The sequence below is a fragment of the Azospirillum endophyticum genome (genome assembly GCF_016595245.1).
GTDB classification, from domain to species: domain Bacteria; phylum Pseudomonadota; class Alphaproteobacteria; order Azospirillales; family Azospirillaceae; genus Azospirillum; species Azospirillum endophyticum.
Window position 1 is genome coordinate 1 of the sequence record NZ_JAENHM010000001.1, and the last position, 18,606, is coordinate 18,606.

At 67.0% G+C, this 18,606-nt stretch carries 16 protein-coding genes; 5 read left to right on the top strand and 11 right to left on the bottom strand.

Translation table 11 applies throughout. The annotated features are described in order from the left end of the window. Positions 1 to 277: 277 nt before the first annotated feature. The 3 genes from JHL17_RS00005 to JHL17_RS00015 form a co-directional block, all read right to left on the bottom strand. Complete coding sequence (locus tag JHL17_RS00005) at positions 278 to 886, bottom strand: class I SAM-dependent methyltransferase (RefSeq protein WP_200190005.1); 609 nt, start codon at positions 884 to 886, stop codon at positions 278 to 280. 228 nt (positions 887 to 1,114) lie between these two features. Beyond that, complete coding sequence (locus tag JHL17_RS00010; protein ID WP_200190006.1) at positions 1,115 to 1,888, bottom strand: ferredoxin--NADP reductase; 774 nt, start codon at positions 1,886 to 1,888, stop codon at positions 1,115 to 1,117. Positions 1,889 to 2,123: 235 nt separating this feature from the next. Beyond that, a complete protein-coding gene (locus tag JHL17_RS00015; RefSeq protein ID WP_200190075.1) occupies positions 2,124 to 3,566 on the bottom strand; it encodes a helix-turn-helix domain-containing protein in 1,443 nt (480 codons plus the stop codon). A 314-nt stretch (positions 3,567 to 3,880) separates the two neighbouring features. On the opposite strand from JHL17_RS00015, the gene aceA reads away from it, so the two are divergent. The 3 genes from aceA (at position 3,881) to JHL17_RS00030 (ending at position 8,243) form a co-directional block, all read left to right on the top strand. Further along, positions 3,881 to 5,158 carry an isocitrate lyase gene (aceA, locus tag JHL17_RS00020; RefSeq protein WP_200190007.1) on the top strand — a complete coding sequence of 426 codons (1,278 nt, stop codon included), beginning with the start codon at positions 3,881 to 3,883 and terminating at the stop codon, positions 5,156 to 5,158. A 586-nt stretch (positions 5,159 to 5,744) separates the two neighbouring features. Then, the gene (locus JHL17_RS00025; protein WP_200190008.1) at positions 5,745 to 6,308 is read left to right on the top strand and encodes a DJ-1/PfpI family protein; all 564 of its coding nucleotides are present in this window, start codon (positions 5,745 to 5,747) and stop codon (positions 6,306 to 6,308) included. Positions 6,309 to 6,545: 237 nt separating this feature from the next. Further along, the gene (locus JHL17_RS00030; protein ID WP_200190009.1) at positions 6,546 to 8,243 is read left to right on the top strand and encodes a methyl-accepting chemotaxis protein; all 1,698 of its coding nucleotides are present in this window, start codon (positions 6,546 to 6,548) and stop codon (positions 8,241 to 8,243) included. A 143-nt stretch (positions 8,244 to 8,386) separates the two neighbouring features. Here the strand turns inward: JHL17_RS00030 and JHL17_RS00035 are convergent, their stop codons facing one another. Next, the gene (locus JHL17_RS00035) at positions 8,387 to 9,295 is read right to left on the bottom strand and encodes a prephenate/arogenate dehydrogenase family protein (protein ID WP_200190010.1); all 909 of its coding nucleotides are present in this window, start codon (positions 9,293 to 9,295) and stop codon (positions 8,387 to 8,389) included. A gap of 111 nt (positions 9,296 to 9,406) precedes the next feature. Continuing rightward, on the bottom strand, positions 9,407 to 10,318 hold the full coding sequence (locus JHL17_RS00040) for a hydrogen peroxide-inducible genes activator (RefSeq protein WP_200190011.1): 912 nt from the start codon (positions 10,316 to 10,318) through the stop codon (positions 9,407 to 9,409). Positions 10,319 to 10,566: 248 nt separating this feature from the next. On the opposite strand from JHL17_RS00040, the gene ahpC reads away from it, so the two are divergent. Next, entirely contained in the window at positions 10,567 to 11,130 is a 564-nt protein-coding gene (ahpC, locus tag JHL17_RS00045) for an alkyl hydroperoxide reductase subunit C (protein ID WP_042697589.1), read from the top strand. 410 nt (positions 11,131 to 11,540) lie between these two features. Beyond that, the gene (ahpF, locus tag JHL17_RS00050; protein ID WP_200190012.1) at positions 11,541 to 13,136 is read left to right on the top strand and encodes an alkyl hydroperoxide reductase subunit F; all 1,596 of its coding nucleotides are present in this window, start codon (positions 11,541 to 11,543) and stop codon (positions 13,134 to 13,136) included. Between the two features lie 78 nt (positions 13,137 to 13,214). Here ahpF and JHL17_RS00055 read toward each other — a convergent pair whose 3' ends face one another. The 6 genes from JHL17_RS00055 to dapA all read right to left on the bottom strand — a co-directional run bounded on the left by JHL17_RS00055 (position 13,215) and on the right by dapA (position 18,550). Next, the gene (locus JHL17_RS00055; RefSeq protein WP_200190013.1) at positions 13,215 to 13,631 is read right to left on the bottom strand and encodes a DUF3830 family protein; all 417 of its coding nucleotides are present in this window, start codon (positions 13,629 to 13,631) and stop codon (positions 13,215 to 13,217) included. A gap of 47 nt (positions 13,632 to 13,678) precedes the next feature. Beyond that, positions 13,679 to 15,103 (bottom strand): dihydropyrimidinase, encoded by a 1,425-nt coding sequence (hydA, locus tag JHL17_RS00060; protein ID WP_200190014.1) that lies wholly within the window; start codon positions 15,101 to 15,103, stop codon positions 13,679 to 13,681. A 63-nt stretch (positions 15,104 to 15,166) separates the two neighbouring features. Beyond that, positions 15,167 to 15,856 carry a GntR family transcriptional regulator gene (locus JHL17_RS00065; RefSeq protein ID WP_200190015.1) on the bottom strand — a complete coding sequence of 230 codons (690 nt, stop codon included), beginning with the start codon at positions 15,854 to 15,856 and terminating at the stop codon, positions 15,167 to 15,169. A gap of 14 nt (positions 15,857 to 15,870) precedes the next feature. Then, a complete protein-coding gene (locus tag JHL17_RS00070; RefSeq protein ID WP_200190016.1) occupies positions 15,871 to 16,566 on the bottom strand; it encodes an amino acid ABC transporter permease in 696 nt (231 codons plus the stop codon). Between the two features lie 215 nt (positions 16,567 to 16,781). Further along, the gene (locus tag JHL17_RS00075; protein WP_200190017.1) at positions 16,782 to 17,609 is read right to left on the bottom strand and encodes an ABC transporter substrate-binding protein; all 828 of its coding nucleotides are present in this window, start codon (positions 17,607 to 17,609) and stop codon (positions 16,782 to 16,784) included. A 47-nt stretch (positions 17,610 to 17,656) separates the two neighbouring features. Further along, positions 17,657 to 18,550, bottom strand: a complete 894-nt coding sequence (gene dapA, locus JHL17_RS00080; protein ID WP_200190018.1) for a 4-hydroxy-tetrahydrodipicolinate synthase — start codon at positions 18,548 to 18,550, stop codon at positions 17,657 to 17,659. Positions 18,551 to 18,606 lie beyond the last annotated feature (56 nt).

The window sequence follows — 18,606 nt, forward strand, 5'->3', positions numbered from 1 at the left end:
CGGGTCCGCGACGCACTGGCTGCCATTCCAGCCAACCCATGAACAAGACAGTTGCTCATCCGGAAACTTCTGACTCTCGCGGTCTGGAAGGGAGTTGAGGCGACGGCCGTAGTGTGTTCGCTGTCCCCTCCATTCAGCGGGGGAGCGGCGATGCCGGCGACAGCGAGCCGGCCTTCAAGACGGCCGGGAGCAAAAATCTCGGTGGGTTGTCTCCCCGAGACAGGAAAACGGCGGTCCGCACTCGGCTCAACCTTCCGGCCTCATCAGTCCGGCCTCCTCAGCCCGATCGGGCACGCGCCAGCCAGACCGTGTGACCGTTGCAGTCAGGATCCTCTCGTACATACGCTACGACGTCGAACCCATGCGCATCCAGCAGCGCACGGTATTCATCCCCGTCCAAGCTGGCATGGAACAGGCGTTCGCCCTGGAGAGCACCGATCGCCTCTCCATGCGCGGGGCCACTGGTGAACATCAGAGCAGCGGCCGGCGCCCCATGGCGCTGAAAAACCTCGAACATCCGCCGTTGGTCATCCCAGCGCAGATGAAAGAAGCTGTTCCAGGCCAGGATGCCGTCAAAACGCCTGGGCAAGGACAGTCCGCGCATGTCCGACAAGAGCCAGCGATGCTCGGGAAACCGCTCCCGGGCAAGTCCGAGAAGAGGCGGAGACGTATCGATCCCCGTCACCGCGAACCCGCGCTCAATGAAATAACCCGCCACGGGGTCGGCACTCCCACAGCCCAGATCCAGGACAGTGCCCCCACATGGCAGAAGCGCTCGGAAACGATCGAGCCAGACCTTCTCGAAAAGGCTTCGGCTCCGACCGGCCTCCCACGCAAGGCCATGTCTTCGGTAAATCCCGATGATTTGATCGGCCGTGTCTGTCATCGCACCGCCATAACGACGCTTCCGGGCTGCAACCGAGCCTCCCGGTCATCAAATCCAATCAACCTGGGAAGAGCGAACGGACTCCGGGATATTATCGGCTCAAGCGGGACCGCGTGAGACGATCATACGGAAAACCGGGAGCCTGGAGTCCATCAGGCACTTCCGTGAACGCCTGACGGACTCCGGTAGAACGCACGAAACTCCAGCGCGGCCCGAAAGCCGATCCTCTCACCGCTCGACGAATGCCTTCTCGATGACGAAGCCGCCCGGCTCGCCGTTGGTGCCCATGACGAAGCCGCGCTTCTCCATCATCGCCGTGGTCTCGGCCAGCATCGCCGGGCTGCCGCAGATCATCACGCGGTCCTTCTCGCCGTCCAGCTCCGGCAGGCCGAGGTCTTCGTACAGCCTGCCGGTCTCCATCAGCGTGGTCAGGCGGCCCTGGTTGCGGAAGGGTTCGCGCGTCACGGTCGGGTAATAGAGCAGCTTCTCCTTCACCTGCTCGCCGAAGAACTCGTTCTCCGGCAGGCTGTGGTGGATCAGGTCGTCATAGGCCAGTTCCGCCACGGTGCGGGTGCCGTGGGTCAGGATCACCCGGTCGAACTTCTCATACATCTCCGGGTCCTTGATGATGCTGAGGAACGGCGCCAGGCCGGTGCCGGTGCTCAGCAGATACAGGTTCCGCCCGGGAAGCAGGTTGTCGGTGATCAGCGTGCCGGTCGCCTTGCGGTTCACCAGCAGCGTGTCGCCTTCCTTCAGGTGCTGCAGACGCGAGGTCAGCGGGCCGTCCTGAACCTTGATGCTGAAGAACTCCAGCGTCTCCTCGTAATGCGCGCTGACCAGGCTGTAGGCGCGCAGCAGGGGCCGGCCTTCGACCTCCAGCCCGATCATGGTGAACTGCCCCGGCAGGAAGCGGAAGGACGGATCGCGCGTGGTGGTGAAGCTGAACAGCGTGTCGGTCCAGTGGTGAACGGTCAGCACGCGCTCTTTGATCAAGTTGCTCATGGGCGTTCCAAAACCTGTCGAGGCCAACTCCGTTGGCACTGTTCTAGCCATTGTCCGGGACGCTGCGTTCAGGTGGCCGGTGCGCAAGCACGCGAGCGGAGCTGCCGCGACGCAACGGCCGAAACCTATCAACAAACCCGGTCGAAGGCCACGGATTTATACCAGTCGAATGACGGGCTTTCCAGCAAACAACACAAGAACCGCCGTACAACATTGATCCCGGTCAATTGACTCCCTATTCCGCACTGGGCGGCGCGAACAGGTAGGGCGACAGGCCGCGCAGGTTCTCGTCGACGATAAGCCGATGATTCAGCGGCGGAAATGCCCGTTGCGAGCAGTCCAGCCGCGGGCAGAGCCGGCAATTCATACCGATCGGCGTCGCCGCGTCGGTGTTGGACAGGTCGAACCCATCCGCATAGGTGACTTGAGCCGCATGCTGGACGTCGCAGCCGAGTGCGACGGCGAACTGCTGCGGCGGGCTGCGATGGCCGCCGCCGGCCTTCACCACCGTGCGGGCGATGGAGAAGTAGGCGGTGCCGTCCGGCATCTCCGCCATCTGGCTGTGGATCTTGCCGGGCGTGCGGAACGCGTCATAGACGATCCAGCGCGGACAGCCGCCGCCGAAGCGGGCGAAGTGGAAGCCGGCTCCGGAAAAGCGCTTGGACACGTTGCCGGCGCTGTCCACCCGCATGAAGAAGAAGGGCACGCCCTTGGCTCCCGACCGGTGCAGCGTGGTCAGCCGGTGGCAGACCTGCTCGAAGGACGCGTCGAAGCGCCGCCGCAGGATCTCGATGTCGTAGCGGAGCTGGGTCGCCGCCTCGTGGAAGCGGGCATAGGGCATCAGCACCGCCGCGGCGAAATAATTGGCCAGCCCGATGCGGGCCAGCCGCCGCGCCTCGTCGCCGGACAGGTTGGCGGCGTCGACGATGCCGTTCAGCAGGTCGCGATGGCGCAGCAGGGCGATCTGGCAGGCGAGCTGGAAGGTGCGGCCCGACGGCGCCAGCATCTCCGACAGCAGGATGCGGCGGCTGTGGCGGTCGAAGCGGCGCACGGCATAGCCCATCACCTCCGAGGGCAGCAGGCGGACGCGGACGCTGTGCTGGGTGTTCAGCCAGTCGACCAGGCCGCGATAGAGGTCGCCGCGCTCCAGCTTGCCGTCCTGCCACAGACCTTCCGCCGCCGCCTCCAAATCCGGGAAATGGTTGGAATGGACCTGGAACAGGTCGCGCACCTCGTCCTGGGGGAAGCCGGCGCTCTGCACCAGATGCAGCTTCTCGCGGTCGGCCACCCGCTCCGCCAAGGCCTGCAGGTCGTCGCGCGCGCCGCGGAAGCCGCGGTAGAGCGCCACCACCGCCTGCCCCAGCGTCGGCGCCACCGCCGCCAGTTCGCGGAAATCCTGGTTCTTGATGTCGGAGCCGTCGAACAGCGGATCGGCGAACACCTCGCGCAATCCGGCCACCAGCCGGCTTTCCTCGTCCTCGGCGAAGGCCTGGAGGTCGACGCCGAACTGCTGGCCCAGCTTCAGCAGCAGCGGCACCGTGACGGGGCGCTGGTTGTGCTCGATCAGGTTCAGGTAGCTGGGAGAGATGCCGAGCTGTTCGGCCATCTGGGCCTGGGTCAGGCCACGGTCGCGGCGCAGACGGCGGACCTTCGGACCCAGCATCGCCTTCTTTTCCATGCTCGCCAAAACCAGCCCCCTCGACGGATCCGAACTTTACAAGATTTACGGATTTACAGGATCGCGAAAACGGCAGTTTACAAACGGACCTTTTTACAAACAAGGGCTTATTGCAACGCACTCAAGCCAGGTTTAACTCTTGATCCATGGCCGCGCTGTAAAGCGCAAGCGGCCCCGAAGACGGAAAGGTGCAGTTGATTACGGCGGGAGGAAACGCCGCTGCACACAAGACCGCAGGGACCGACAAAAGGCCCGCCCCGAGACCCAGTTCCGCCCCGATCGACCGGGCGCACCGGACAAAAGGAACCTGACCCATGTCGCTCGATGAAAAGACCAAGACCGCCATCCACGCCGCCCGTTACGAGGGCATCCGCCGCGACTACACCATGGACGACGTCAAGCGTCTGAGCGGCTCGGTCAAGATCGAGTACACGCTGGCCGAGCTGGGCGCCCGCCGCCTGTGGGAGCTGCTGAACACCGAGCCCTACATCAACACGCTGGGCGCGCTGACCGGCAACCAGGCGATGCAGGCCGTCAAGGCCGGCCTGAAGGCCATCTACCTCTCGGGCTGGCAGGTCGCCGGCGACGCCAACACCGCCGGCCAGATGTACCCGGACCAGAGCCTCTATCCGGTCAACTCGGTCCCGGCGGTGGTCGAGCGCATCAACAACACCTTCAAGCGCGCCGACGAGATCCAGACCTCCGAGGGCAAGGGCGACACCTACTGGTTCGCGCCGATCATCGCCGACGCCGAGGCCGGCTTCGGCGGCCCGCTGAACGCCTTCGAATTGATGAAGGCGATGATCAAGGCCGGCGCCGCCGGCGTGCACTGGGAAGACCAGCTGGCGTCGGAGAAGAAGTGCGGCCATCTCGGCGGCAAGGTGCTGATCCCGACCCAGCAGCACATCCGCACGCTGAACGCCGCCCGTCTGGCCGCCGACACCTGCGGCACCTCGACCCTGGTGATCTGCCGCACCGACGCGGAGTCGGCGCAGCTCATCACCTCCGACGTCGACGAGCGCGACCATCCCTTCATCGACTTCGACAGCGGCCGCACCTCCGAAGGCTTCTTCCGCCTGAAGAAGGGCGTGGGCGTCGAGCACTGCATCGCCCGCGGCCTGTCCTACGCGCCGTACTCGGACCTGATGTGGTGGGAGACCTCCAAGCCGAACCTGGAGGAGGCCCGCCGCTTCGCCGAGGCCGTGCACAAGCAGTTCCCGGGCAAGATGCTGGCCTACAACTGCTCGCCCTCCTTCAACTGGCGCGCCAACCTGGACGAGGCGACCATCGCCAAGTTCCAGCGCGAGCTGGGCGCGATGGGCTACAAGTTCCAGTTCGTCACGCTGGCCGGCTTCCACAGCCTGAACTACTCGGCCTTCACTCTGGCCAAGGGCTACGCCGAGCGCGGCATGGCCGCCTACTCCGAACTGCAGCAGGCCGAGTTCGCGGCCGAGAAGGACGGCTACACCGCCACCAAGCACCAGCGCGAAGTCGGCACCGGCTATTTCGACGCGGTCGCCACGGCGATCTCCGGCGGCACCTCCTCGACCACCGCCTACAAGGACTCCACCGAGGCTGATCAGTTCCATTGATCGCAGGTTCCGATCATCGGGATTGGTCCGTGATCCAGTGTGCGAGCTGGATCTTTTCGAACGGCTGATGTTTTGACTTGCCGACGGCCGGGGGCCTTCCCCCCGGCCGCTTTTTTATGCCCGGTCCCTGATGTCCGTATCATCCGCTGGCGGTTCTTTCGGCATAACCCGTCGGGAAAGCCACGCCCCCATGGTATGGCAGCTCTGCGCCGCATCAACCCGTGGTACGGCCCGGCTCGGCCGAAAGTCTTGAACGGCGCTGGAAAAACACCGGAAAATCCACCGCCGAGTACCGTTGCGGCAGGGTCGCGGCCTTGGGTGCGCCGCGGAATCCCTTGTTGACTTGGGGCGGTATCGGGACCAATTAAGTCCGCATGCTGAAAACAAACCGATCCGGGACGTAAAGGTCCCACACGCCGGCACCCGACCTCGGGGTCCCGGCGGGCGGAACTGGCCGCCGCGCATCCCCATGCGCGGCGATGACCGTTTCCCGACCGCCTTTTGCCCCCGGCGGGTTCTCCCTGGCCGACAGCCATCGGAGATGCTCCGGCGTTCTATTGGTGAAACGATGAAAGGACAAGACAGTATGGATCAATCGCTCGCAGGAAAGTCCATCGCCATCCTCGTCTCCAACGGCTTCGAAGAAGCGGAGATGACCGAGCCGCAACGCGCCCTGATCAAGACCGGCGCCACGCTGCGTACCATCTCGACCGAGACGGGTCTGGTCAACGGCTGGCACGGCAAGTCCTGGGGCCATTACTTCCCGGTGGACAAGCATCTGAGCGAGGCGCTCGGCGCCGACTTCGACATGCTGCTGCTGCCGGGTGGTGAGCGCAGCGTGGCGAAGCTGCAGCAGTCGGCCCACACCCGCCGCATCGTCGGCCATTTCCTCGATGCCGGCAAGCCGATCGCCGCCATCGACCAGGGCATCCAGCTGCTGGCGATCCCCGGCAAGCTGCGCGGCCGCCTGCTGGCCGCCCCGGAAGCCTACCGCGCCGATCTGACCGCCGCCGGCGGCAAGATCAGCGAAGAGGCGCTGGTCGTCGACGACATCACGGTCTCGGCGCTGGGCCAGGACCAGCTGAACGAGTTCGTCGAAGCCGTGGTGAAGCTGTTCACCGAGCTGGGTTCCGTTCGCAAGGCCGCCTGATTCCATCCTCAGACGGTCCCGAAACGGACGCCGCACCGAAACGGTGCNTTTCGGGATCCTTCGGTTCTCCGCTGTGACCATTGACCGTCCACGCCCGATCTCCGACGAAATCACTCACCTTCCGCGTTGATAATTTTAAACGTTCGGATTAGTAAGTCGGATTAGTAAGGTTGAGGGTCGGATAATTCCTTCGAGCGGGAAGTCCCCTGCCGAAGGCTTGGCGGGAGTGTGGGCAGAATGGCTAAGATTCGTGCATTCGGACGACTCACAATCCGTGCCAAGATCATTGTCGCGGTGCTGGGCACCGTGGTGATGGCCGGCGCCTTCGGCCTGTTTACGCTCAGCCGGCTCGAAATCCTAAACAATGCCGCCGAGACGATGCGCAGCCGCTCGCTGCCCGCGACCCAGCTGGCCGGTCAACTGACCTCCGCCGCGCAGAGCCACCGCATCGCCGAGGCCGCCTATGCGCTCGCCACCAACGAGATGCAGGTGAACCAGGCGGAAAAGGGCTGGACCGAGGCGGTGACCGAGGTGGCGGCCCGCCGTCAGGCGGCCGGATCCCGCTTTGCCGGCGGCGAGGGTGCCGCCCGGCTTGCCGCGTTCGACGAGGCGTGGACCGCCTATGCCGCCGCGGCCGACCGCGTCCGCAGCCAAGCGCGCGACGGCAACGCCCAGTCGGCCGTCAGCGTCTTCAAGCGTCCGAGCGCCGTCGCCTTCACCCGCGTGCAGGAGGCGCTCGACGCGCTGGTCGACGGCACGATGGCCGATGCCGGCACCGTCGCCGACCAGGGAGCGGCGGTCTACAGCAACGCCCATGGCATGGTTCTGGGCGGAGTGACCCTCTGCACCCTGCTGGCGCTGGGCTTCGGCGTCGTGCTGGTGCGCGGCATCTCCCGTCCGATCCTGGAGGTCGCCAGCTCGCTGGAGCGGCTGGCCGCCCGCGATTTCACCGCCAGTTTCGAAGAGGACCGCCGCGACGAGATCGGCCGCATGGCCACCGCCGCCCGCGTCTTCCGCGACACCATGCTCGACACCGAGCGCCTCCAGCAGGAGCAGGAGCGGCTGAAGACCGCCGCCGCCGAGGAACGCCGCCGCGAACTGCGCAGGCTCGCCGACGGTTTCGAAGCGACGGTGAAGCGTCTCGTCGAAGCGCTGTCGGCCTCCACCGCCGAGATGGCGTCCGCCTCGACCGCCATGGCGGAGGGCGCCGCCGAAACGGCGCGCCATTCCGACGCGGTGTCGTCGGCCGCCGGCCGGGCGTCGGCCAATGTCGACAGCGTCGCCGCCGCCACCGCCGAACTGTCGGCCAGCTTCACCGGCATCGCCCAGCTGGTCGCCGACTCCGCCGGCATCGCCGCCGACGCCACCCGCGACGCCGAACGCAGCACCGCGGTGATGGGCAGTCTCGCCGAGGCGGCGGAGGAGATCGGCAAGGTGGTGGACATGATTTCCGGCATCGCCGGCCAGACCAACCTGCTGGCGCTGAACGCCACCATCGAGGCGGCCCGCGCCGGCGAGGCCGGCAAGGGCTTCGCCGTTGTCGCCAGCGAGGTCAAGCAGCTCGCCGGCCAGACCGCCAAGGCCACCGCCGAGATCCAGGCGCGCATCGCCGAGATCCAGGGCGCGTCGGGCACCGCGGTCGACACCATCGGCGCCGTCACCCGCACCATCGCCCGGCTGAACGAGATCGCCGCCGAAGTCGCCGCCGCGGTCGAACAGCAGTCCGCCGCCGTCGGTGAGATCGCCGCCAACATCCAGGACGCCGCCGACGGCACCCGCAGCGTCTCCGACAACATCGCCGCCGTCACCGCCGCCGCCGCCTCGGCCGAACAGGCGAGCGGCGTGATGGTGCGCTCGGTCGACACGGTCACTGGCGATGCCGGACGGATGCGGCAGGAGGTCGACGGCTTCCTGGGAGCGTTGCGGGCGTCGTGAAAAGCTAGCCCCCACCTAGCCTCCCCCGCTGGGCGGGGGAGGGACTGCCGTCGCCTTCCCAAACAAGCACTTAATCCCCTCCCCCGCCCAGCGGGGGAGGGTTAGGGTGGGGGCAATCGAAGTCAACCCACCCCCCTTCCCCCTTACGCCTGCTTGGCGTCGATGATCCCGCGGCGCACCGCGCGGGTCTTGGTGAAGTGGTCCTGCAGCTGCTCGCCCTCGCCCCAGCGGATGGAGCGCTGCAAGGCCGTCAGGTCCTCGGTGAAGCGCTGGAGGATCTCGAGCACCGCCTCGCGGTTGTTCAGGAAGATGTCGCGCCACATCACCGGATCGCTGGCGGCGATGCGGGTGAAGTCGCGGAAACCGCCGGCCGAGAACTTGATGACCTCGGACTTGGTGTCCTCCTCCAGGTCGGATGCGGTGCCGACGATGGTGTAGGCGATCAGGTGCGGCAGGTGCGAGGTGATGGCCAACACCCGGTCGTGGTGGCTGGCCTCCATGATCTCCACGGTGGAGCCGACGCGGCGCCACAGCTCGGTCACCCGCTCCAGCGCCTGGCGGTCGGCGCCGGGCGGCGGGGTCAGGATGCACCAGCGGCCCTGGAACAGCGTGGCGAAGCCGGCTTCCGGCCCCGAATGCTCGGTGCCGGCCACCGGGTGGCCGGGGATCAGGGGAACGCCGTCGGGCAGATGCGGCCCGATGTCGCGCAGCGCCGCCTGCTTGACCGAACCGACGTCGGTGACGATGGTCCCGGGTTTCAGCAGCGGCCCGATCGCTTCGCCCACCGCGGCATAGCTGCCGACCGGGGTCGCCAGCACCACCAGATCGGCGCCGGCCAGCGCCGCCGCCAGATCGGTGGAAGCCTCCGCCACGATGCCCAGCTCCAGCGCCTTGGCGCAGGCATCGGCACTGCGGTCGGCGCAGACGACCTGCCGCGCGATCCCATACTCCGCCAACGCCCGCGCCAGGGAGGAGCCGATCAGACCGATGCCGATGATGGCGACGCGGTCGAACAGGGGAGCGGAAACGGTGTCGGTGCTGGCGGTGGACATGACGCTGGGTGTCCCGAAAGCGGAGTGAACGGGCGAAAAACCGTCCCGTTTAAACCACCTCGCACCCGCCGGACCAAGCGATTCTTTCTCGCCCGAACTCTGGCGGCCCTCTCAGCCGTCGTTGCGCGTCATCTCCGCCCTGAGCGCTTGGGCCAGCCGCTGGAAGGTCTCCTTCCGGCCGGAGGTGCGGCGCCAGGCCAGCGCGATCCGCCGCCCCGGCCGGTCGCCGGCCAGCGGGCGCACCGCCAGATCCAGCCCGCGCAGGATGCCGGAATCGACCGCCATCTGCGGCAGCAGCGTCACCCCCAGCCCGTTCGCCACCATCTGCACCAGCGTGTGCAGGCTGGTGCCCTGGAAGGCGGTGTTGTGCGGCGTGGCGTCCAGCGCGCAGGCGGCCATGGCATGGTCGCGCAGGCAATGCCCGTCCTCCAGCAGCAGCAGATCCTCCGACGGGACCGTCACCGGCTGCGCCGGGTCGCCGCCGCTCAGCCGGTGGCCGGTGGGGCAGACGAAGGAGAAGCGGTCCTCGGCGATGTCCTCCGTTTCCAGGTCGCCCATCGGATAGGGCAAGGCCAGCAGCGCCGCGTCCAGCTTGCCGGCGTTCAGCTGCTCCAGCAGCCGCGCCGTCTGGTCCTCGCGCAGGTAGAGCCGCAGGCGCGGGAAGGACTCGCGCAGGGCCGGCATCACCCGGGGGATCAGGAAGGGTCCGATGGTCGGGATCACGCCGAGATGGAGCGCCCCCGACATCGGGTCGGCGGCGGAGCGGGTGATGTCCACCAGTTCCTCCGCCCCCTTCAGCAGTTGCCGCGCCCGCTCGGCGATCTCGCGGCCGAGCGGGGTCGGCAGCACCGACCGGCGCGTCCGCTCCACCAGCGTGGCGCCCAGCAGATCCTCCAGCTCCTGCAAACCGGCGCTGAGCGTCGACTGGCTGACGAGGCAGGCCTCCGCCGCCTGCCCGAAATGGCAGCGGTCGACGACGGCGACGAGGTAGCGGAGCTGGCGCAAGGTGGGGAGCGGTTTCATGCCCGGTTATGTAATCGGATTAATCGATCAGTTCAATTGGTATTTTCTACTTCTCTTGATCACAGATTTCCCGTATTCCTCCATTCGTCAACGGGACAACGGAACGACGCCCCGCTCCCGGCCACACGGCAGGCCCCCTTGTTCGACCCGGTGCGCCGCACTAAGTCGGGCATGTCACGGACACCGGCCGGGGCCAGCGCCAGGGATTGGGGCGACAACCAAATCATCGCATTCATCGGAGAACACAAATGTCCTTGATCAACAGCGAGATTAAGCCCTTCAAGGCGACCGCGTACAAGAACGGCAAGTTCATCGACGTGACCGACGCCGACCTGAAGGGCAAGTGGTCGGTCGTGTTCTTCTACCCGGCCGACTTCACCTTCGTCTGCCCGACGGAGCTGGAAGACCTGGCCGACAACTACGCCGAATTCCAGAAGCTGGGCGTCGAGGTCTACAGCGTCTCGACCGACACCCACTTCTGCCACAAGGCCTGGCACGACACCTCGCCGGCCATCGGCAAGATCGGCTACACCATGATCGGCGACCCGACGCTGGCGATCAGCCGCAACTTCGAGGTCCTGATCGAGGAAGTCGGCCTGGCCGACCGTGGCACCTTCGTCGTCGACCCGGACGGCAAGATCCAGATCGTCGAGATCACCGCCGGCGGCGTCGGCCGCGATGCCAAGGAACTGCTGCGCAAGATCAAGGCCGTCCAGTACGTCGCCGCCCATCCGGGCGAGGTCTGCCCGGCCAAGTGGCAGGAAGGCGAGAAGACCCTCGCCCCGTCGCTCGACCTCGTCGGCAAGATCTAAGGTTTCCAGGGGGGCTCCTTCGGGAACCCTGAGGATCGGGGACCGGCTTCGGCCGGTCTCCGCCCCCGCGGTAAACGCGGGTTTGCAACAGGTATCCTTGCCGGCCCAGCTGGCCGCAAGGCGGGTTTTTACGGGTCGGCTTTTCAAAACCCTCCCGCTCACGGCGGCCGTCGTCGGTTTCCCCATCCCCGCGAAGGCGGGCACCCGGGCGCTTTTTGTCGCAGCCTTTTCCAAGCCTGGATCCCCGCCTGCGCGGGGAGGACGATGACGTTCGACCCACTTCGCTGTTTCAAAACCAGGCCGCCCGCCCGACCGGCTCATCCTGCTCGGGCCACCATTTTCTCCGCCCGGACCGCCGCGACCATGCGCAGGCGATCCGCCCCGGACACGAGACGTTGGGAACGAAAGCCATGCTGGACGCCAATCTGCAGACTCAGTTGAAGGCCTATCTGGAGCGCATCACCCACCCGATCACGCTGGTGGCGTCGCTGGACGACGGGGCGAAGTCGCGGGAGATGCTGGACCTGCTGGAGGACATCGCGTCGCTGTCCGGCAAGATCACGTTGGACCGCAACGGCAACGGCGAGCGCCGCCCCTCCTTCGCCATCGTCCGTGACGGCAGCGACATCGGCGTCACCTTCGCCGGTCTGCCGATGGGCCACGAGTTCAACTCGCTGGTGCTGGCCCTGCTCCAGGTCGGCGGCCACCCGTCCAAGGAATCCGAGGAGCTGCTGGAGCAGATCCGCACTCTCGACGGCGATTTCCGCTTCGAGACCTATTTCTCGCTGACCTGCCAGAACTGCCCGGACGTCGTCCAGGCGCTGAACCTGATGAGCGCGCTGAACCCGCGGATCAAGCATGTCGCCATCGACGGCGCGCTGTTCCAGCAGGAGGTCGAGCAGCGTCAGGTGATGGCCGTCCCCACCGTCTTCCTGAACGGCGAGCCCTTCGCCCAGGGCCGCATGGACGTGGCGCAGATCGTCGCCAAGCTCGATACCGGCGCCGTCGCCCGCGCCGCCGAGAAGATCAAGACCAAGGCTCCGTTCGAGGTGCTGGTGATCGGCGGCGGCCCCGCCGGCGCCGCTGCCGCCATCTACGCCGCCCGCAAGGGTATCCGCACCGGCGTAGCGGCCGAGCGCTTCGGCGGCCAGGTGCTCGACACCATGGCGATCGAGAACTTCATCTCGGTCTCCCACACCGAGGGTCCGAAGCTGGCCGCGGCGCTGGAACAGCACGTCAAGGACTATGAGGTCGACGTGATGAACCTGCAGACCGCCACCGCCCTGGTGCCGGCCGCGCAGGAAGGCGGGCTGATCGAGGTGAAGCTGGCCAGCGGCGCCTCGCTGAAGTCCCGCACCGTGGTGCTGTCGACCGGCGCCCGCTGGCGCTCGATGAACGTCCCGGGCGAGGCCGAGTACCGCAACAAGGGCGTCGCCTACTGCCCGCACTGCGACGGTCCGCTGTTCAAGGGCAAGCGCGTGGCGGTGATCGGCGGCGGCAATTCCGGCGTCGAGGCGGCCATCGACCTCGCCGGCATCGTCTCGCACGTCACGCTGATCGAGTTCGACAGCCAGCTGCGTGCCGACGCGGTGCTGCAGCGCAAGCTGCACAGCCTGCCCAACGTCACCGTCCTCCTCTCGGCCCAGACCACCGAAGTGCATGGCGACGGCAACAAGGTCGTCGGCCTGTCCTACAAGGAGCGCAACGGCGGCGAGCTGAAGCGGGTGGAACTGGAAGGCATCTTCGTGCAGATCGGCCTGGTGCCGAACACCGAATGGCTGAAGGGCACGCTGGCGCTGACTCCGCGCGGCGAGATCGAGATCGACAACCGCGGCCAGACCTCGCTGCCCGGCGTGTTCGCCGCCGGCGACGCAACGACGGTGCCGTTCAAGCAGATCGTCATCGCCATGGGCGAAGGGTCGAAGGCGGCACTCGCCGCCTTCGACCACTTGATCCGCACCGTCCCCGCCGAGGAAGCCGTCCCGGCGACGATCGCGGCGGAGTGAGGACGCGGAGTTGAGAAAGCCGGCGGCTCCGGGAGGGGCCGCCGGCTTTTTCCTGTCGGCACCCCGCCCGCGCGAAAATCAGCGGGCCAGGTCGAAGCGGATCGGCTGCGCGCCCTGCCACAGGGTGCGCTTGCCGAGTTCCGCCAGATTCTCCATCCCCTCGGTGATGGTGATGAAGTGGTTGCCGGCGAGCTGGCCCATCTTGCTGGAGAACTGGACGCCGCCATAGGCCAGCAGGATCTCGGTCTCGCTGATGCCGCCCGGATAGAGGATGAACTGGCCCGGCGCCGGGTGGCTGGTGTGGTTCTCGTAGCCGAGGCCGAAATCGGTGTCGCCCAGCGGGATCCACACGCCTTCTCCGCTCCAGCGGACATGGACGATCTGGCCCTCGTAGGGCAGCAGGCTGCGGAACTTGGCGCAGGTCTTCGGCGCGGCAGCCGTCTCGAAGCGGGCGCCGAAGGTGAAGGGGCCGGCGGTGATGGTCAGGGCGTCCATGTGTGGTGGTCCTCAAGTCTAAAGTTCAGGAAAGGGCAGTCGTCTCGTCAGGCGGCGCCGACCTTCGGCCGCGCCAGATCCGGCGTGTCGCAGCGCAGGAAGGCGCCGCGGCCGGGCTGCGCCACGCAGGCGCCCTTCTCCACCACCACCTCGCCGCGCGACAGCACGGTCTCCGGCCAGCCGGTCACCTCCAGCCCCTCGTAGGGGGTGTAGTCGACGTTGTGGTGCAGCATGCCGTTGGTGATGGTGACCTTGCGGTCGGGGTCGTAGATGACGATGTCGGCATCGGCGCCGATGGCGAGGCTGCCCTTGCGCGGGTGCAGGCCGTACATCTTGGCCGGGTTGGTCGAGGACAGCTCGACGAAGCGCTGCAGGCTGATGCGGCCCTTCTTCACCCCTTCGGAGAACAGGATCGGCAGCCGCGTCTCGATGCCCGGCACGCCGTTGGGGATCCAGTTGAAGGGCGTGTTGGCGCCGTGCAGCATCTTGCCCTTGGGGTCCTGGTAGCGGAAGGGCGCGTGGTCGGACGACACGATGTGGAAGGTGCCGCCGGCCAGCGCGTCCCAGACCGCCGCCTGGTTGGCCTTGTCGCGCGGCGGTGGCGAGCAGATGCACTTGGCCCCCTCCATGCCGTGGCCGTGCAAATCATGCTCGGTCAGCACCATGTATTGCGGGCAGGTCTCGGCGTAGATGCGCATGCCGCGGCCCTGCGCCCAGTGGATCTGCTCGATGGCCTCGCGGCCCGAGACATGGACGATCAGGATCGGCACGTCGGCCAGCTCGGCCATGGCGATGGCGCGGTGGGTCGCCTCGCGCTCCACCAGCATCGGCCGGGAATCGGCGTGGTAGCGCGGCGCGGTGTGGCCGGCGGCGAGCAGCTTGTCGGTCAGCCAGCCGATGAAGTCGGCGTTCTCGGCATGGATCATCGCCATGGCGCCGTCGCGCCGGGCGACGCTGAGCAGCTCCAGCACCTGCCGGTCGTTCAGCTTCATGTCGTCATAGGTCATGTAGATCTTGAACGACGTGTAGCCGTCATGGATCAGCGCCGGCAGATCCTGGCCGAGCAGCTGGTCGGTCGGGTCGCTGACGATGAGGTGGAAGGCGTAGTCGATCACCGCCTTGCCGTCGGCCCGGCGGTGGTAGTCGGTCACCGCGTCGCGCAGCGACTGGCCCTTGAACTGGCAGGCGAAGGGGATGACCGTCGTGGTCCCGCCGCAGGCCGCCGAGCGGGTTCCGGTCTCGAAATCGTCGGCCGACTGCGAGCCGTCGCTGGTCGGCTGGTCGAGGTGGCAATGGCCGTCGACGCCGCCCGGCAGCACCAGCTTGCCGGTCGCGTCGATCTCGCGGGCGCCCGGCCCCAGCCCGGCCCCGATGGCGGCGATGCGGCCGCCGATCACGCCGAGGTCGGCGGCGAACACGTCGGACGCGGTGGCCAGCGTGCCGTTGCGGATTACGGTATCGAACTGCGGCATGGAACTCTCCCTGGGTCCCGAAGGACGGGTCTTGCGGTTGCCGGGATCACAAAAAAACCGGGATTACAGGAAATAGCCGCCTGGATTTGCCTCGGCGGCGATGGCGCGGCGGGCGTCGTCCTGGAGGTTGCGCAGATGCGCCAGCATGGCGGCCTTGGCGGCGGCGGCGTCCCGCCGTTCCACCGCGTCCAGCACCGCCCGGTGCTCCGTGTCGATCTCGCCCTTGCGGTGGAAGCTGCTGGAGATGCGGAACAGGCGGGCGACCACCCGCATGCGCGTGATGGTCTCGGCCAGCGTCGCATTCCCGCTGACATGGGCGAAGAAGCTGTGGAAATGATTGTCGTAGAGCCAGTGCTGCATGTCGTCCTCGCCGCCCTCCAGCGCGTCCAGCCCGCGCCGCAATTCGGCGAGGTCCGTGTCGCCGACCAGCGGCACCGCGGTTTCGATGGCGTGGCATTCCAACAGCTCGCGCATCTGCATGCATTCGAAGAACTCGCGGGCCGAGACGATGCGGACACGATAACTGCGCTCGCTGGTGCGCTCCAGCAGCCCCTCTCCGACCAGCCGGACCAGCGCCTCGCGCATCGGCGTGCGCGACACGTTCAGCCGCTCGGCCAGCCGCCCCTCCGGCACCTCGGCGCCGCCGGGGATCTCGCGGCTGAGGATAAGCTCGCGCAGGTGCCCGAAGGCGCGGTCGCCGAGGTTGGCTGTCCGGGAGGATAGCGGGAGGGCCGGAGGGTGCGGAGGAGTCATGGCCGAGCGCCTTTTCACTGGCCGTCGACGATCGTGATGTTGCGGTAGGCGCGGCCGAAATGGCGCTCGATGCGGCGCTGGACGATGTCCCACAGCGAGGTCATCAGCAGATAGTAGAGGGCGGCCACCGTGAACAGCTCCAGCACCATGAAGCGTTCCTGGATGAGCAGCTGGGTGCTGCGCAACAGCTCCTCCATCGAGATGACGGAGGTCACCGAGGTGGTCTTCAGCAGCCCGTTCACGCTGTTGCCGAGCGCCGGGATGATGATGCGGACGGCCTGCGGCAGCACGATGTAGGCCATCACCTGGGCCGAGTTGAGGCCGAGCGCGCGGCCGGCGTTGCTCTGCCCGGCAGCGACGCCGAGGATGCCGCCGCGGATGATCTCGGCCAGATAGGCGGCCTCGTTGAGGATCAGGCCGATCAGCGCGGATTCCGTCACCGACAGCTTGATGCCGATCTGCGGCAGGCCGGTGTAGATGATGATGAGCTGGACCAGCAGCGGCGTGCCGCGGAACACCCAGATATAGGTCTGTGCCACCCCGGCGACCCAGCGGTAGGGCGACAGCCGCAGCAGCGCCAGCACGCAGCCCAGCACGAGGCCGCCGGCGATGCCCGCCAGCGTCAGCCACAGGGTGGTGATCGCTCCGCTGAACAGGTACCCGTTGAACAGGTACTCGAAGAAACCGTCCCAGTTCCAGCCGCTGGTCATTCCGTCACCTTTTCACTCTTGTCCGATGCCTAGGTGGCGGGGGGAGACCCGGCGCTCATCAAGCCCCTCTCCCCTTGTGGGAGAGGGGTTGGGGTGAGGGGACAAAGCGACCTTCCCGGCCTTCGGCCGGGCTGCACCCCTCATCCCAACCCTTCTCCCGCAAGGGGAGAAGGGCTTCTTTCAGCACCTGTCGCTGTATCCCTGCCGCCCGCGTCTCACATGCCGGGGCCGTTGACCTTGAAGGCGCCGTCGTTGGGCAGCAGGCCGTATTCGTCCATCAGCTTCTTGTACGAACCGTCCTTCTGCATGTCGTTGAGGACGCCGACCACGGCCTCGCTCAGCGCCTTGCTCTTCATCGCCAGGGCGACCGGGGTCGGGAACAGGCCGTGCAGGGCGCGGTCGAAGTCGCCGCGCTTGCTGTATTCGGCCGCCGTCGGGTCGATGGCCACCGACGCCTCGGTCTGGCCGGCGCGCAGCGCCTGATAGGCGGTGGCGAAATTGTCGAAGGTCTTGATCTCGATGGGCTTCAGCCCCTTGGCGACCACCATCTTGTCGAGTTCGCGCAGCTTGCGCTCCTCGAAGCCGCCCAGCTCGACGCCGACCGGGCGGCCCGACAGATCCTCCGGCTTGGCGATCTTCAGCGGGTTGCCCTTGGTCACCGAGATGCTGATCGCCTGCGATTCATAGTTGATCATCGGCATCATCTTGGCCCGTTCCTCGGTCCAGAAGATGCCGGTGTTGATCAGGTCCCAGCGGCCGGCCTGCAGGCCGGGGATCATCGCCGAGAACTCGATGCGGACATATTCCGGGGTCAGGCACAGACGCTTGGCGATCTCGTTGCCCAGCGTGATGCGCATGCCCTTCAGCGTGCCGGTGGAATCGACGAACTGCATCGGCGGCAGGGTCGGGTTGGTCGACATCACCAGCGTGCCGGGCTTGACCAGCTCGGAATCGGCGACCGCCGGCTTGCAGGCGGTTTGGGCTGCTGCCGGGAGGGCGAACAGGGTCAGGCCGGCGGCGATCAGCAGGGTGCGAATGGTCATCGTGGTCCCCTTCTCTCTGGTTCGGATCTCGGATTCGGGCGAAGCGGTCAGGCGAGGGAATCGATCAGGCCGTAGGCCGCCAGATCGGCGCGAAGGGCCAGGGCGTCGGCCTCCGGTAGCGGCAGGCGCGGCGCGCGGGGGTCGCCGACCCGCAACCCCATCATGCCCAGCCCGGTCTTCGAGGCGGCGACGTAGCGGTGGCCGCCGACCCAGCGGACGATGGGCAGCATCTTCTTGTAGAGCGCCAGCGCCTGGTCCTTGTCGCCATGGTCGGCCACCAGTTCGAACAGCCGGGCCGAATCGCGCGGGATCAGGTTGGAGCAGACGGCGACCCAGCCCTGGGCGCCGAGCCAGAAGGATTCGTAGCCGAGGATGCCGGCGAACACCGTCATGCGGTCGCCGCACAGCTCAATGATGTCGCGGACCCGCGTCACCTCCAGCGTCGATTCCTTGATGTAGAGGACGTTGTCGATCTCGCTGAGCCGCGCGACGATCGGCGGGGTGAGGTCGACGTTGGCGGTCGCCGGGTTGTTGTAGATCATCACCGGCAGCGAGATCGCCTCGCCGATGCGGCGGTAATGCTCGAACAGCTCGTCGGGGGTCGGCGAGCTGTAATAGGGCGGGATCACCATCACCCCGTCGGCACCCATGCTTTCCGCTTCCTTGGCCAGCGCGACGGCGTCGCGCGTCCATTCGGCGCCGGTGCCGATCAGCACGGGCACGCGGCCCGCCGCCTCGGTCACGCAGATCTCGATGACCTGCGCCCGCTCCTCCGGGGTCATCGACAGGAACTCGCCGGTGCTGCCGAGCGGGATCAGCCCGTGGATGCCCTGCTCGATCTGCCAGTTCACCAGCTTCTTCAAGGCCGGAACGTCCACCGCGCCGCCGTCGGCGGTGAAGGGGGTGATGAGGACCGTGTAGGTGCCGCGCAATGCCGTCATGGGTTCCCCCAGCTCCTGCCTAATTTTTGACCTTGCCTAAATACTACTCGTATACT

Coding starts and splice junctions, on each gene's coding strand:
- JHL17_RS00070 (WP_200190016.1), bottom strand. CDS start 16,566: ATGACCAGCGGCTGGAACTGGGACGGTTTCTTCGAGTACCTGTTCAAC.
- JHL17_RS00040 (WP_200190011.1), bottom strand. CDS start 10,318: ATGAAACCGCTCCCCACCTTGCGCCAGCTCCGCTACCTCGTCGCCGTC.
- JHL17_RS00035 (WP_200190010.1), bottom strand. CDS start 9,295: ATGTCCACCGCCAGCACCGACACCGTTTCCGCTCCCCTGTTCGACCGC.
- JHL17_RS00025 (WP_200190008.1), top strand. CDS start 5,745: ATGGATCAATCGCTCGCAGGAAAGTCCATCGCCATCCTCGTCTCCAAC.
- JHL17_RS00055 (WP_200190013.1), bottom strand. CDS start 13,631: ATGGACGCCCTGACCATCACCGCCGGCCCCTTCACCTTCGGCGCCCGC.
- JHL17_RS00065 (WP_200190015.1), bottom strand. CDS start 15,856: ATGACTCCTCCGCACCCTCCGGCCCTCCCGCTATCCTCCCGGACAGCC.
- JHL17_RS00030 (WP_200190009.1), top strand. CDS start 6,546: ATGGCTAAGATTCGTGCATTCGGACGACTCACAATCCGTGCCAAGATC.
- dapA (WP_200190018.1), bottom strand. CDS start 18,550: ATGACGGCATTGCGCGGCACCTACACGGTCCTCATCACCCCCTTCACC.
- JHL17_RS00075 (WP_200190017.1), bottom strand. CDS start 17,609: ATGACCATTCGCACCCTGCTGATCGCCGCCGGCCTGACCCTGTTCGCC.
- JHL17_RS00005 (WP_200190005.1), bottom strand. CDS start 886: ATGACAGACACGGCCGATCAAATCATCGGGATTTACCGAAGACATGGC.
- ahpF (WP_200190012.1), top strand. CDS start 11,541: ATGCTGGACGCCAATCTGCAGACTCAGTTGAAGGCCTATCTGGAGCGC.
- JHL17_RS00010 (WP_200190006.1), bottom strand. CDS start 1,888: ATGAGCAACTTGATCAAAGAGCGCGTGCTGACCGTTCACCACTGGACC.
- ahpC (WP_042697589.1), top strand. CDS start 10,567: ATGTCCTTGATCAACAGCGAGATTAAGCCCTTCAAGGCGACCGCGTAC.
- aceA (WP_200190007.1), top strand. CDS start 3,881: ATGTCGCTCGATGAAAAGACCAAGACCGCCATCCACGCCGCCCGTTAC.
- hydA (WP_200190014.1), bottom strand. CDS start 15,103: ATGCCGCAGTTCGATACCGTAATCCGCAACGGCACGCTGGCCACCGCG.
- JHL17_RS00015 (WP_200190075.1), bottom strand. CDS start 3,566: ATGGAAAAGAAGGCGATGCTGGGTCCGAAGGTCCGCCGTCTGCGCCGC.